Genomic DNA, 14322 nt, shown 5'->3' on the forward strand with positions numbered 1-14322 from the left:
ATACATTGTTGTAATTATTTGGCCATTGATGCAGATATTATTGCAGCGTGCTGACTGGGACGAGGTGTATTCCAGACTCGCTGTTGCTGGTTCAAGCAGAAAAATGGGGGTAGATAGTTCTGATGAGATTCTGTCGGGAGATCTGACCGGTTCAGCGGAAAAAAAGTATTCTGTTACAGGCTGCCGTTATCACCAGGGCTACCCGATCTTTACGCCGCGTTCCCTGAGCTGCTCGGTTTTTTTCTTCGAACACTCCTCGCACCGGAACTCCGGCTCATGGTCATGCGTCTTGTCGTAATCCCCGGCCTTCACAAGCCGGTACCCTCTCGCTAACTTCCCGCAGTCAACGCAGGTGATGTTCTCCTTAACCTCCCACTGTGCTGCGAGACTCTGGGAGGTGAAGATGAACTGGTCCACCCAGAAGAAGATAAGGCCCCCAATCAGGTTTGCTATGATGGCAGCTACGATCTGCCCCATGGACGCGAGAATAATGCCGACCCCGGCAAGGATCGGGGTACTTGCCTGCCACCGAAGCAGGTAGAGCCCGTAACGCTTGTAGTTGACCTGCATACCAGATGATCCCGTGCCCGGATGATACATCTTGTGCTGGCAGCAGTACGGGAACCTATTTACCTATCACCACAAATTCTGTATAACATTTTTGGAGGCACCACAATGTGGCCGTGTCGCGACAAGTCATTGAGCTGGGTTTTTGTTTCCCGTATGACCGGGATCATCTGCTTCCTTATCGTAGTGGTGCTAGTTAATATCCTCAAGGAGTTCATCAGGAATCCGGTCCTTCTCTCGGGGATCGATTTCCTGAACACCAACTTCTGGCTGCTCCTCGTTATCGGGATCATCATCTTTGTCGCCGATATCTTCTCTGCGTTCCCGTTCCCGCTCAACCTGCCCTTCCCGGTGATCAAGGCTATCGGCAGCGTCTTCATCGTCGCCTTCGTACTACGGATCTTTGAGTGGGTTGACCTTCTCACCAAGAATAACCTGTACCACTACTTCTGGCTTCTCTCGTTTGTGATCGTTCCGCTTGTCTTCATCGTCGTCCTTGTCAGCGGCTACTTCGAGATCCTGCGGGAACTCTGGTGGCAGCCCAAACCGGAAGGTGACGGGCAGGTTGTGAGGGAGCCTGTTCCTGTCGGGGATGTCCCATCGGTAACCGATGTCAAGTCCTGGGATGAGATTGGGGATGAGTTCCGTCTCATGCTCTACGATCTCGTCCACCGTTTCCGGGATGAGATCCGGAGAAAATAACGGTTTTTTCTGTTCAGCAGGAGGTTACCAGTCCGGGTTCTCCTCCCGGAATTCTCTTTCTTTTGCCTCAAGCTCTTCTGCGCTCAGGTGGGCCGGCATACAGATGCAGCGGTGCTCGACAAACACCCCTTCCCTGAAAACTCCCTGCTGCTCACCCTTTCTGCATGCCCCGAAACAGTCGGCATCGCAGTCGTGATAGACCTGCGGGAGGCCCGCCTTTTCGGCCTCCCTCTTTGCCTCTTCCCATGAACCGGTCATGTGACGGTATTTGAGAACGTATTACAAGAGTGTTTCGGCGAAAAGCATCCGCCCGGCGAGTAGGATATTGTTCACAGAACCGGGTGTAAAGAGAAAAAGATTATGAAATCAGAACCGGGGTTTCCGGTGCTTGGGCAGGCAGTCCCTGCAGTAGACCGGCCTTCCTTCCGTTGGCTTGAAGGGGACTTCGCACTCTTTTCCACAGTCTGAGCAGACTGTCTTTGTCATTTCTCTGGGACCGAAGTTTCTCGGGCCACCAAAATTCTTTCTCTCCATTGCTCTTACTCGTGCAGTTTTGATCTGCATATATACATCTAACGGTTCAATATAAATACAGCTGTCCGATTTTGCACCAATGTCATTACCGGCACTATTTAAAACAGCCTGTATTATCAGGGAATTATTTCGCAGCCGTTGAATTTTTCATGCGCGAAATCCTTTCGGGCAATGGTATTGCCTGCAATAAGATTTTGCACCCGCGGGAGAGCGGATACAAGTGCATTGCGGAGATTCTCAACGGTGCCGCAGACCAGCTGCCGCTGTTCCGGGCTCCATGGCCGGGTGATGTTGGAGTAGAGGCACCGGCCCCCGCAGAAATCCCGTATGTGGCAGGTAGTGCACTCCCCGCCAACCTCTATCCGGTCAAGGGAACAGGGGTCAGCGTCAGCGATGTGCCCTACATAGTACGGTGTCATGCCGATCATCACCGGGCAGGGCGCGATGTGGCCGTCGGTCATGATGCTGTAATTTGCATAGCCCGAGCCGCACCGGAGCCGGCTCGATCTCCCCTGCAGGAGGTCGTCCATGGGGTCGAGGAACGGGTACCACCGCAGGACCTTCCCATCCGTCTCCATGCAGTCGACCCAGCGGGTGACCAGCTCGCGGATGCCCGGGTTGTAACTGGTGAGGGCCCAGTCAGCGAACCGTCGCCTGGTAAAATCTCCGGCAAAGTCTGCGTCCAGCTGCCAGTGGATGGATGCGAACGGGTTGTCCGGGTTCCTGGCAAGCCAGCTGACCGCGTCCACGATATCTGTCTGTTCGGTCACGGTCATGCGGGCGATCAGTTCACCGCTGTAACCGTTTGCGCGGATTTTTTTAACCTGATCCATCACCCTGCGGTACACCCCTTTGCCCCGGTTCCGGTCTGTACTCTCCTCCCGACCGTCAAGCGAGATGAGGATTGTTGTGAACCGGTTCACAATCTCCGGGGCGAGCCGGTCGAGAAGGAGACCATTGGTCTGCATCATGAACTGCTCCACCGGTGCTTCGCGTACGATCCGGTCGATGAGATCCGCCCGGAGGAGCGGCTCCCCACCGTAGAACGTGATCGTTGCGGAAGGATCCTTTGCAAGGAATTCATAGAGGATCCGGAGATCGTAATCCAGTTCCAGGGGAAGGTCCGGATCGATCTCAACCGTTTTCCCCTCGCAGGAACCCTCTTCCAGCTCCTCGAATGCCTTTGCCCGGCAGTAGCTGCAGCAGAGGTTGCAGTTGTCCGTGAGGATGAGATGGAAGTACATGGAATTGTCTGTACATCTTCAACCGTCCAGACAATAAATTGAGGGCATCAGCCGGTGTTGCCCCCGCCTATCAGGGTGAACCGTTACTATTTGGAGGATGATCCTGTGAGGTTGTTGGTTCTATCCCCTTCACTCCCCCGGAACGGGTCTGGATGGCAGGGAAAAACAGGCGTGAACGTGCTCTTCTCCTGTCGCAACCTATAAACAATATCTCCTGCAATTCTCTGTCATGCCCGGGGAATCCTGCTTCTCACCGGAAATTGAGACTATGGATCGGAGTAGTCTCAATTCCCTTATCGATGAGAGGGTCCGGTATACTATCCGGTACGCGGCTGACCATTCCCCTTTTTACCGGCACTGGTTTCGTGAAAACGGGATCAATCCACTGGAGATCCGCGTCCACGAGGACCTGCTGGAGCTCCCGATCATATCGGGAAAAACCATACGGGAGCACCAGCCACCGGTAACTTCGGAGTTCGAATTCCTCTCAACGGGGTGGGAGAATGTCTTCTCCATCCAGGAGACCAGCGGGACGAGTGGCACACCCAAGGGGTTCTTCCTGACCTGGGATGACTGGAAGCGGTACGCAGAGAAATACGCGAGGAGTTTTGTCTCGCAGGGATTCTCCAAAAAGGACCGGATCGTGGTCTGTGCATCCTATGGTATGAATGTGGGCGCCAACACCATGACGATCGCCGCACAGCGCATCGGCATGGGGATCATCCCCATCGGCAAGTGCTCGTTTGAATCGCGGATCCTGAAAAGCTACAAGCCGACAGCAATAGTCGGCAGCGTCTTCAAGCTCCTCCACCTTGTCCGGAGGCTCAGGGCCGAAGGTCTCTCTCCTTTAGACACCTCGATCGACAAGCTGGTGGCGGGAGGCGAGAGTTTTGCCGATGAGTCCCGGGAGTACCTGGCCGGACTGTGGGGCTGCCCGGTGTACAATACCTATGGCAGTACTGAAGGTACTATGTGTGGGGAGTGCACACAGGTTGCAGGATTACATGTACCAGAAGATCTGGTGCACCTGGATGTCTATGATCCCCGGATGGCGTCGTTTGTCAATGACGGTGAATGTGGCAGGGGTGTTCTCACTACTCTGCTGCCGGTCGGGGGAAAGGCGGGGATGCTCCTGCTGAACTACGATACCGAGGATACGACGGTCGTCCTCTCCCGGGACCGGTGTGCCTGCGGCAGGACCCACATGCGGATCCACAACCCTCAGCGCGAGGCAGAAACCGCATGGATCTTCCAGAACTCCTTAAACCGCGTTGATATTGAAGCAGCGGTCTTCCAGCCGGGCAACATGGACTACCTGACCGGCGAATACGAGGCATTCATTCACCCTGGGGAGAACCCCGGTGAAACGGTTCTCAAGGTCAGCGTGGAAGCCCTCGATCCGGAGCAGTGCGATAGAAAAGGCATAGAAGATATCTTCGTGAACCGTTTCCTAAAATACAAGCCCGGCCTTGCACAACATTATCATGACGGGGATTTACGGATCCAGCTGACCCTCACCCGGACCGGCGGGCTTGAACTCCATACGCTCAAGGGGCGGCCAAAACGGCTGATCGACAGGAGAAACCACTGATATGATCCGAAAAAACCATGCCAATGAGAACGGCCTCACGGGGCTGGAACTGATTGTGATTTTCATTGTCCTCATCGTGATCGGCCATGTAGCCATCACCGCCCTTGCCCAGGGGTTCAAAAACCCGTCGGAGGGGATGATCGGGACATTTGCCGGGGAATCCGGGTACGCGGTGCGGCACGTTGGACCAGTTACCGGCTTTTCCGCCGTGAACGGGAACCACTCGGATGTCACGGTCCAGTATGTGAAGCAGGATGCCGGCAACCTGGGTGCCGTCCAGATGAATGTGGCGCTCTTTATCGGGGATATGGGTGGGGTTGATTTTGACAAGGTGAACCTCTATGTGGTGACTGCGGACGGGGTGGAAAAACTCTCCCGGAAAACCGGGCAGCCCCTTGTCTGCCCTGGCTGGATGATCACCAACCGTTTTGACGTTCCACAACCGTCACCGACAGCCCCCGGGAAGCTTCCGAAGAATATCCCCGCGGCCAAAGGGACCGGGGGTAAATCCGCGGTCTCGTCCCTGACCGGGGCCGATATCCTGTACCCCGATGAACAGTTCGAGATCATGCTCTGCCCGACCAACACCACCCCACCGTACCAGCAGTTCACCGTAACTGTGAACCCCCCCGGGAGTTCCCAGCCGCCGGTAGCCCTGATCAGCGTACCCATGGATGTCCAGCCGGTTATGTCCCTGGGTTCGGAGTGATACGGTGGCAGGTCACCGTTGCGGGGAAGATGCCTTCACGGGTCTTGAAGCGGTGATCCTGATCCTTGTACTCCTGTTTGTCGCCGGTGCCTTTTTCCTAATCACCAACCCGGGGGAAACTACCGGATGGGCCCGGACGTTCCCCGGAGGTATGGTGGCCGAGAGCGTGTACGTATCCGGGGACAATATGCAGCCCGTCGGATCCCTGTACGGCTTTCCTGCGGTCAGCCGGATGACCAACAAGCCCCTCATGAATGTTCCACGGCCGGATTCCAAACGGCTCGGGGCGGTCCAGGTCATGGTATCCCTCTTTCTCGGGCACACCGGTGCTATTGATATGGATCAGGTTCGTGTCAGCTGGGCTGGAAATGGTTCCATGGTGCAGATCCCAAAAACTGATATCCAGCCTCTGGTCTGCCCGAACTGGACGGTTACCGGGAAATACAATATGCTCCCCGGTCACATGGCAGATGCCGACAACTGGATGGAACCGGAGGAGGAGTTCGAGATCCTGGTCTGCACCTCCCGCGGGGCACGGCCGGATGAACGCTTCACCGTGACCCTCATCCCGGAAGGAACTGCAATGCCGCTTTCCCTCACCCGGACGGTTCCCGGGCGGATAGAGACCGTCATGAGGCTTGGATGATGTCCCCCTGCGGCACCCCTGTTCAACCGTCATGAAAACCATTGCGCAGAATGCGCTTTCACTTCCGGTCCCCCCGGCCGCACAAACCCGCATTTAGGCCATATTTAACTCTCTAATGCCAGAACGGGGCATTTTAAACGGGTTTTTAATCGGCGTGATTAGTGGGTCTGAATACCCAAAATACCCCCAGAAAATTCTTAAAAAATGAGACTTCGACGGGCTTTCGACGGAAACCTTTTATATTATCAGGCGTCACCATTCATTATCAAAACCCAATCGTGGTTTTGAGGTGTTTAAATGGGAACCAAAATTGGAAAAGAAAAGATCCAGCGCGAAAAGGGCTACCTCTACTTTATCGGCAAGGATGGATACGTCTGGGCAGCCCCGATGAAGCACAACAAGACCGGCAAGAAGAAGAAAGTCGGTACTGAAAAGATCGCCAAGGAAAAGGGCTTCATGTACTACATTGGCAAAGACGGATTCGTCGCAAAAGCCAAGATGAAGAACGCATAATCTTACTTTTTCCTTTTGCACGCGGTTGTCCGCCGGCCGGCACAGTCCGGCCGGCGCTCCCGCTCAATAGTTTTCCCCCCGACGGTGTCGTTTCTCGTTTTCAAATCTGCAATCCCGGTTTTTACTGTACCCGTTATTATCGGGTAATGGATCCTGTTACGGATTTTGGCATATGATCCTGCGACAGTGACCCGGAGATCGCGTGTTTTATCGTCCCGGCCTGCGAGTCCGTATAAAGGATCGGAATGCCATCTCTTGTCAACAGGAAATACCGCGAATGGACTGAGGGTCTGGATACACACCAGAGTATGATCTCCATCTTTGAACATATCCGCGATATTCCGTACTCACTTGCCATCCCCTGTCACGATCCCGTCACCGGGCCCGAAGAGATGCTCCGGGCCGGGAAGGGGTACTGCACACCCAAGCATTACCTGCTTGCGGCAATGTTCCGGAAACTGAACCTCAGTGTGGTATATGCCACGGTTGCGTTCCTGTGGAATGATCCGGGCCTCAACTATCCGGCCGCTCTCCGGGAACTGGCCGCGGGAATGCCGGTAGCCCACCACCTTGCCTGCCGGGTGCAGATCGGCTGCCGCTGGGCGCTTGTGGATGCAACCTGGGACTCCCCGCTTGCAAAAGCCGGGTTCCCGGTCAACGATCACTGGGACGGGTATGCGGATACGAGGTGGGCGGTCAGGCCGTTCCGGTCACCGGTCCGGACTGCGTACTGCCGGACGCTGACAAACGAGCCGTGCCGGACATCCGGGGAGGCCGAATTGTCTCCGGTTGATGGTGAGAAAGATCACTGGGATGAGGATGACCAGTCCCGGTATTTCGCCCAGAAAGTTTCACTGCGGACCCCGGAAGACCGTGAACGAATCGCGAAGTTTTACCGGGAATTTGATCTGTGGCTGGAGACCGTGAGACGGTCATGCTGACGATCGTTACCTGTCACTTTTAAAGCCAGAATTCCTATATACCAGTTTTATGGTATCATCTCCCTGGCAGGACCGGACGTTACTCCGGCTGATTGTCCTGTTGTTGCTCTGCGCCGGCATGGCAATCATCGCATCCGCGTTGGTATCTCATCCGCTCACGCCACCTGGACCTGCATCCGAACTCCCATTCCTTTCAGGGAGTGCTGTTACCGGCAGCTCCTGTCTGTCAACGGGTAATGCGGAGCGTACGGCAGGGAGTGGCCCGATCAGTGTGAAGATCCTCGCCGTCAATGATTTCCATGGGCAGATGCCGGCAGGGCAGACAACGAACAAACGCCCGGTCGGGAGTGCCCCGGTTCTCGCCTCGTACCTGAAAGCGGCAACGGACGTATTTGGGCCGGCCAACACCTTCCTTGTCTTTCCGGGCGATGTCATCGGGGCATCGCCGCCCCAGTCCGGGCTCCTTTACGATGAACCGAGCCAGATCTTCTTCAATGAATTCGCCAATCCCTGCTGCACGGGAAAAAACGATCCGGCTGAATCCGGGTGCAACCTGGTGATGACCCCCGGAAACCACGAGTTCGATCGCGGGACCGGCGAACTCCTGCGCCAGGTGTACGGGGGCAATGGCAACGCATCGATCACCCACCTCGCCAATCCCTATCCCGGCACCCGCTCATCCTATACCTGTTCCAACGTGGTCTGGAAAGAGAACGGCACCACGATCTTCCCTCCCTATGTCATACGGAATATCAGCGGGATATCCGTCGCGTTTATCGGGGCCGACACAATAACCACTCCCGAGCGGCTGGCACCCCACCGGGCGGATGATATTCTGTTCCTCAATGAGACGGAGTCCATCAACCGGTATGTTGCAGAAGTCAAGAAGAACGGCATACATGCCATTGTTGTCCTGCTCCACGAAGGCGGGGAACAACAGGCCTATGAGGGGTGGACGCGGACCGGGACCAATGTGACCGGCCGGGTGACCGGCATCGTTGCCGGTCTCGATGGCGACGTGGATGTCGTTCTCTCGGGCCATTCCCACCAGTTCACGAATGCATACCTTCCCAATGCAGCCGGAAATCCTGTCCTGGTTACGCAGGCGTACAGCTACAGCAAGGGATATGCAGACGTGAACCTGACCCTTGACCCGGTTACCCGGGATATTGTGAGCAAGTCTGCGCAGGTAGTCCTTGCGTATGCTGACCAGCCGCCCGGCTCAACCCCGGATCCTGAATCTGCGGAGCTTCTTTCCCTGGATGAGCAGGCAGTTGCTCCCGTAATCGGGCGGCAGATCGCAGTTGCCTCCCATGATGTTACCCGGGACGAGAGTGCAGCCGGGGAATCGGCACTCGGGGATCTCCTGGCCGACTCCCAGCGATCCGTCATGGGGACGGATGTGGCGTTTATTACCACCGGGACCATGCGGTCCGACATCAAAGCAGGGAATGTTACCTGGGGAGACCTCTTCTCCGTCCAGCCATTTTCAGGAACCGTTGTCTCGATGAAGCTGACCGGGCAGCAGATCCGGCATGCGCTTGAGCGCCAGTGGCAGGAGCCGCAGCCCCCGCATACGCTTGGCGTGTCCGGCCTCACCTATACGTACAATGTGATACGGCCTGCCGGTAACCGGGTGCAGGACGTATTTGTCGGCGGTGTCCCGCTCGACCCGGCGGCAACGTATACCGCGGCCATGATGGACTACCTCTCCATCGGTGGTGATGGCTACACGATATTCACGAACGGGACCTTTATTGCGAGCGGGCCTTCGGATGTCGATACCCTTGCATCGTACCTGGGATCGCTCCCCCAGCCGGTGAATGTAACGGCTGACGGGAGGATCCGGAAAATCCCTTAAAACCCCTCTCCGGGTCAGGCCGGGCGGGTGGCAAGCAGGTCCGGGACTTCCCGGGCCCGGAGGTTTGCCGCAAACGTGCGGGCAAGCAGGGGATTTACCGCTTGCGGGGGGAGCCCGAGGGCAGCAGCAGTTTTTCTGGTAATTTCCATGAGGTCGGGGTTTCCTTCGCTGGCTGATGTGAGCACGGCTTTGTGGATCGTATTGATGTAAGCGAGCGCCTGATCCATCATCCCGCAGGCCTCCCCGCCACTCCAAGGCTCGTCCCAGGCTGACAGGAGGTGGCGGATCCCCCGGACCGATCGGAGCAGCCGGATTGACCGGATGGATTGTTCTGCGTCATCGTAGACCGGGAGATCTCCCGGTACCGGGATGGCATCCCCGGTAAAGAGTGCCCCCTCGCCCTGCAGGAAGAGCGAGATCGAACCGGCGGAATGGCCCGGCGTGTGTATAACCTGGATCTCGTATTCGGTTGTCCCGTCAGTGTCGATGGTGCAGCCTGCTTCGAGTTCGAAATCAAGTGTTACCGGCCCGCCAACCAGCGTGTCGAATCCCGGGACCGGGCGCTCCCGGTTCTGGCGCTCCACATCCTCGATCCAGACCCGTTCGGCAGCGTGTGCCGCTGTTGTGCACCAGGTAGCCTCCTGAATAGCCCGGGCCGCCCCGATGTGGTCTGGATGGGAGTGGGTCAGGACAATGAGCGATATCTCCCGAGGGTCGCGGCCGATAGACCGGATATAATCGAAGATCTCTGTCTCGCAGCCCTTAACGCCCGTATCGATGAGCGTGATCGTCTCTCCTGCAATGAGGTACGAGTACACGAAACGGTCGAGCGTGAGGCCGGGTGCAACCGGGACCCGGAACGGGTGCCTGAGCGCATGGATAGCGGGGGTGATCTGCATGGGGATTTCCTGTGCCGGAATATGGGGCGGGGAAGGGTATATTGGTGGGGGGTGGCCCCCCGGTCATGGTGATCATGGAGGGGGGGTCACCCCTTGCCCGGAAATTTTTGGCAGGGGGGTATGCCCCCTACCCCCCACCTCAATTATGAGTAAGGAACGATTTTTTGTAGTTACTTGCGGGGTATTTCTTGTGGAACCGCCGGTATAAAATATCTCCATTGCAGGGTTCGCAAAAATGAGTAGGTTATTGTCATTTCCCAAATGAGTGGGGGGGTCACCCACCCAGTCATGGTGATCGTGGAGGGGGGGTTCCCCCCGCGTGAAAATTTTCAGCAGGGGGGGTATGCCCCCTACCCCCCCTTTTGGCTGGGGGGTGCACAAGGGTTGACCAAGGGGAAAAATAAAACTCCAGAAATCATTCCCTGATACGATCGGGTGTCAACGGAGAATCGCCCGCTGCCCGGATCCGGGCCTGCACCACATTGCTGCCTCATCCTGTGCATTGCATGGGCAATCTATAGAGGGTCAATATTCGCATATAGATACCCCTTCATTTCCAGTGGAACTCTGTCCTAGGGGCCGTCTTCGGTCACCGGAGCGCCCGGTTTAACCGGTCCCTCACTGCGTCCGCTACCTGTGCATACACGATCTCCCCGGGTATCCCGCCAAGACCGATTGCAATCGCGTGCCGGATGTACGGGTGGTCCCGGACCCCGATTTTTTGCAGATCCTGCACGTTCCGGTTCTGGCTGAGCAGGATCCGTTCAGTCAGTCGCGGCCAGAATGGGACCGTGGTCTTGAGCTCGCTCAGCAGGGCCAGGGCAAATGCCTCCGCTGCTACCGGATCGGCACTTGCAAACACGAACCCCGGGTCGGGGCTGCAAACATATGCCCTACCCAGGCTGAGTGGTCCCAGCCGGATCCCAAACCGGTCGGGGCCAAACGTAACCTGCGCCTTTGTCGCGACAACAAGGGTAACGCGCAGCTTCTCTCGTATTGCATCGCTGATCTCCACGATCTTCTCAAAGAACGTGCCTGTCCCGTCATCCCGGGAAACGAGCGTGCTCCCCCTCGCTGCGCCCGTTATGAATGAGTTGTACGGCCCGTTTGCGTGGAACTCCATCCGGCTGTCCTCGCGGAGCATCCCCACCATGCACTTCAGCCCCAGGGTTGCGCCGGCCTGGCTGTGGGTGCTGAGCCGCGGAAGGCAGATGATATGGTCCGCTTCTTCTGCCCGGCGGGTGATGAAAAAACCGCCCGGCCAGGAGCGGGTGTGTTCTGACTGGTGGTGGTAAAACCCGGTATCCCACCCATCGCCTTCAAAACTCACGAACCGGCTCTCTTTATCCGTTCCCATCCCCGACCGGATTAAGTTCTCCCGGCTGCTTCCCCGGATAACGCCCCCGGGATGGTGGAGCACATGCTCAATTCCTGACTGGTCGCCAATCACGACTTTCGCTCCGCGATCTTCCAGCAGTTCTGCCACAACGCGGATTGCGAGCGGGTGGGTGGTGGAAGGAAACGGGTCGGGTGAATTCAGGGCCGGCTTGAGGAGAACAACGTTGCCTTCGCGGAGCCAGGAGCAGTTGTCCGATGCAGCAAGGAACGCCTCAAGGATGCAGGTCGCGAGCTGGTTGTCGGGGCATCCCGCCCGAACCCCGTTTACGAAGACCGGTTTCATACGAAGGTATCGGGATGGCTGCTGAAAAAGGATGCGGCAGGATGACTGTTTACATTTTCAATCAATACTGCGATCAGAATAAGAGTGGGCCCGTCGAGATTCGAACTCGAGATCTTCGCCGTGTGAAGGCGACGTCATAGCCAACTAGACCACGAGCCCAGAATGCATCGACCGGGAATTGAACCCGGGCTATAGGCTTGGAAGGCCTAAGTCATACCACTAGACCATCGATGCACGTGCTCTACAATTTTGGTGTGGCAGAGTATTAATAATTGTCACTGGTTTACTGGATCGGACACCAAAAAAAATAACCGGACCGGGTTATGACCCGGAGGATTCAGCGGTCAGGTACGAGGGCTGCAATGACGGCGAGTACCGGCCCCAACACCATGCCTGCCCAGAAAATGAGACCTGTAATCCCGATGATCAGCAGATAAATCCGGTGCCGCCGGGTCCAGGGCCCGAGCTGTCGTGCGATCCGCAGCGCAGAGAGACCCAGTATAGCCGGTACCAGCACGAAGAGGAGCGTTATGATGATACCCGGAGTATATCCGGTAATATTGACGGCATGGAGCATCTGGACAAATGTCATTGCTGCCCCGCCAAGATACAACAGCCCGGCAACGGATGCCATCCAGAATGCGATCCCGGGCTTTTTGCCCTGGCGCTGGACACGTCGCCCGATCAGGATGAACCCGAGTATCACAACCGCGATGAGCGGGGCAAGGATTTCCAGTATGAAAGGTCCCTCCCGGAGGTGGGTTTCGATCAGGCTGACCGGCACGATGGCCCATTCCAGCGGGCTGAACTCCTCGCGGTACCCGACAGCAAGGCTGTATTGCGTTTCATCTGCCGGGCTCACGACTGCCACGTACCAGGTCCCTGCGGATGTAATCTCCTGCGAATAATTCGCCACTTCGCTTATCACGCCGGGGCTGAACGGCTCATATTCTGCCCGGAGCGGCTGGTGACCCGGAATGAGAATCGCACCGTATCCATTGGGAATCGTAACGGTGGGGGAAATCGCGGCCTGAACCAATGGGATCTCTGGCCCCATGACTATCATATCCGGAGCTGGCTTGCCATACCCGTTGTTCATCAGGGAGAGCACCAGCCGGTCGCCGGGTTGCATCCGAAGCTCGTAATATGCCGCGCCACCGGCATCGTGGAGATTGCCGTAGATGGCATACGATTTCTGTGGATGTTCAATGGAAAGCGCTGTGCTGAGGTCATGGTTGTTATCAGCACTGACCGGGACGTGGGCCTGCACCGGAATGACCAGGATCAGGATGAGGGCAAGGAGCACTGCCAGCGGAATAGGCAACCGGCGGATCATACGGTATAGCGGTTGGGCTCTCCGATCACATCAAGATGAGGGATAACCACCTTAACCCGGTGTGTCCCTGGTGCACATGCACCGGCTGGCGAAAAAAAAAGGGGTTAGTAACCCCGGAGTTCGGCTTCGACTTTCTCGAGATTTGCAATCCGCTTTTCGAGCGGCGGGTGGGTTGAGAAGAGCTCCATGATAGTACTCCCCGAGAGCGCCGGGATGATGAAGAAGGCATTTGCCCCCTCAACCTTGGCCTTGGCTTCCGGTGGGATCGCGTCAATCCGCCCGCTGATCTTATTGAGTGCGGATATGAGCGCCCGGGGGTTCCGGGTGATAAGTGCACTGCCCCGGTCTGCGGCAAACTCGCGGTACCGCGAGAGAGCGAGGATGAGCAGGGTGCTTATTGCGTAGACAATGATTGCAACTACCCAGATGATGATTCCCCCGCCGTTCTCCCGGTTGTTGCCCCCGAAGAGGGCCGAGAAGAAGAAACTCTGCATGATCATCGAGGCTATCATTGCAATAAGGCTCGCGAAGGTCATCGTCAGGATATCGCGGTTCTTCACGTGGGCAAGCTCGTGGGCAAGCACTGCTTCAAGCTCGTCCCGGGTCAGGAGCCGCATGATCGAGTCCGTGCAGGCAACAACCGCATGTTTGGGACTCCTCCCGGTAGCGAACGCATTGGGTACCGGGCTCTGCATGATGGCGATCCGTGGCACGGGAAGATCGGCTTCCTTGCACAGTTTTTCCACCGTCCGGTGCAGCTCAGGGTATTCATCGGGTTCGATTACCCGTGCGCCTGTTGACCAGAGTACCATCTTGTCCGAGAAGAAATACTGGAACAATGCCATGCCTACCGCTATGACGATGATGAACCAGTAACCCACACCGAATGCCAGCAGGATGGTCATGAACACCAGGTAGACCAGTAAGAGCAACAGCCCGGTGAACCAGACCCTGGCCGTAAGGCCCCAGTCGCGTTTCCATTCCATAATTAGTACATGTTCTCGCCCTCCTCTCTTAAACTATTCGATAATCCCAAAAATCGGGGTTCAATTCGACCCTCATTTTGCAGGGGGTCGCGCAGCTCCGGACACCACCGGC

At 56.8% G+C, this 14322-nt stretch carries 15 protein-coding genes and 2 tRNA genes; 7 read left to right on the forward strand and 10 right to left on the reverse strand.

Annotated elements, in window-relative coordinates; genetic code table 11:
• Nucleotides 1–198: 198 nt before the first annotated feature.
• On the reverse strand, nucleotides 199–570 hold the full coding sequence (locus WC598_RS05970) for a hypothetical protein (RefSeq protein WP_372960571.1): 372 nt from the start codon (nucleotides 568–570) through the stop codon (nucleotides 199–201).
• 105 nt (nucleotides 571–675) lie between these two features.
• Here WC598_RS05970 and WC598_RS05975 point away from each other — a divergent pair, with 105 nt between their 5' ends.
• Nucleotides 676–1269: a hypothetical protein gene (locus WC598_RS05975; protein ID WP_372960572.1), complete on the forward strand. Its 594-nt coding sequence runs from the start codon at nucleotides 676–678 to the stop codon at nucleotides 1267–1269.
• A 24-nt stretch (nucleotides 1270–1293) separates the two neighbouring features.
• Here WC598_RS05975 and WC598_RS05980 read toward each other — a convergent pair whose 3' ends face one another.
• The 3 genes from WC598_RS05980 to WC598_RS05990 all read right to left on the reverse strand — a co-directional run bounded on the left by WC598_RS05980 (nucleotide 1294) and on the right by WC598_RS05990 (nucleotide 3047).
• Complete coding sequence (locus tag WC598_RS05980) at nucleotides 1294–1527, reverse strand: hypothetical protein (RefSeq protein ID WP_372960573.1); 234 nt, start codon at nucleotides 1525–1527, stop codon at nucleotides 1294–1296.
• Between the two features lie 108 nt (nucleotides 1528–1635).
• Complete coding sequence (locus WC598_RS05985) at nucleotides 1636–1803, reverse strand: CxxC-x17-CxxC domain-containing protein (RefSeq protein WP_372960574.1); 168 nt, start codon at nucleotides 1801–1803, stop codon at nucleotides 1636–1638.
• Nucleotides 1804–1919: 116 nt separating this feature from the next.
• Nucleotides 1920–3047, reverse strand: coding sequence for a TIGR04084 family radical SAM/SPASM domain-containing protein (locus WC598_RS05990; RefSeq protein WP_372960575.1), 1128 nt, complete (start codon nucleotides 3045–3047; stop codon nucleotides 1920–1922).
• A 229-nt stretch (nucleotides 3048–3276) separates the two neighbouring features.
• Here WC598_RS05990 and ftsA point away from each other — a divergent pair, with 229 nt between their 5' ends.
• The 6 genes from ftsA (at nucleotide 3277) to WC598_RS06020 (ending at nucleotide 9308) form a co-directional block, all read left to right on the forward strand.
• A complete protein-coding gene (ftsA, locus tag WC598_RS05995; protein WP_372960576.1) occupies nucleotides 3277–4638 on the forward strand; it encodes a coenzyme F390 synthetase in 1362 nt (453 codons plus the stop codon).
• Between the two features lies 1 nt (nucleotide 4639).
• Nucleotides 4640–5347, forward strand: coding sequence for a hypothetical protein (locus WC598_RS06000; protein ID WP_372960577.1), 708 nt, complete (start codon nucleotides 4640–4642; stop codon nucleotides 5345–5347).
• Between the two features lie 4 nt (nucleotides 5348–5351).
• Nucleotides 5352–5993 (forward strand): hypothetical protein, encoded by a 642-nt coding sequence (locus tag WC598_RS06005; protein WP_372960578.1) that lies wholly within the window; start codon nucleotides 5352–5354, stop codon nucleotides 5991–5993.
• Between the two features lie 297 nt (nucleotides 5994–6290).
• On the forward strand, nucleotides 6291–6506 hold the full coding sequence (locus WC598_RS06010; RefSeq protein WP_299968050.1) for a hypothetical protein: 216 nt from the start codon (nucleotides 6291–6293) through the stop codon (nucleotides 6504–6506).
• A 245-nt stretch (nucleotides 6507–6751) separates the two neighbouring features.
• Nucleotides 6752–7447 (forward strand): hypothetical protein, encoded by a 696-nt coding sequence (locus tag WC598_RS06015; protein ID WP_372960579.1) that lies wholly within the window; start codon nucleotides 6752–6754, stop codon nucleotides 7445–7447.
• 49 nt (nucleotides 7448–7496) lie between these two features.
• A complete protein-coding gene (locus tag WC598_RS06020) occupies nucleotides 7497–9308 on the forward strand; it encodes a bifunctional UDP-sugar hydrolase/5'-nucleotidase (RefSeq protein ID WP_372960580.1) in 1812 nt (603 codons plus the stop codon).
• A gap of 14 nt (nucleotides 9309–9322) precedes the next feature.
• On the opposite strand, the gene WC598_RS06025 is transcribed toward WC598_RS06020, so the two are convergent.
• The 6 genes from WC598_RS06025 to htpX all read right to left on the reverse strand — a co-directional run bounded on the left by WC598_RS06025 (nucleotide 9323) and on the right by htpX (nucleotide 14210).
• Entirely contained in the window at nucleotides 9323–10207 is an 885-nt protein-coding gene (locus WC598_RS06025) for an MBL fold metallo-hydrolase (RefSeq protein ID WP_372960581.1), read from the reverse strand.
• A 589-nt stretch (nucleotides 10208–10796) separates the two neighbouring features.
• Entirely contained in the window at nucleotides 10797–11888 is a 1092-nt protein-coding gene (locus tag WC598_RS06030; RefSeq protein WP_372960582.1) for a DUF362 domain-containing protein, read from the reverse strand.
• Nucleotides 11889–11973: 85 nt separating this feature from the next.
• Nucleotides 11974–12047 (reverse strand) — tRNA-Val (locus WC598_RS06035).
• Between the two features lie 4 nt (nucleotides 12048–12051).
• Nucleotides 12052–12122: transfer RNA gene (locus tag WC598_RS06040), tRNA-Gly, on the reverse strand.
• Between the two features lie 103 nt (nucleotides 12123–12225).
• A complete protein-coding gene (locus WC598_RS06045) occupies nucleotides 12226–13224 on the reverse strand; it encodes a hypothetical protein (protein WP_372960583.1) in 999 nt (332 codons plus the stop codon).
• A 104-nt stretch (nucleotides 13225–13328) separates the two neighbouring features.
• Complete coding sequence (htpX, locus tag WC598_RS06050; protein WP_372960584.1) at nucleotides 13329–14210, reverse strand: zinc metalloprotease HtpX; 882 nt, start codon at nucleotides 14208–14210, stop codon at nucleotides 13329–13331.
• Nucleotides 14211–14322 lie beyond the last annotated feature (112 nt).

It is taken from the genome of Methanoregula sp., assembly GCF_041645475.1.
In the GTDB taxonomy this organism is placed as follows: Archaea; Halobacteriota; Methanomicrobia; order Methanomicrobiales; family Methanospirillaceae; genus Methanoregula.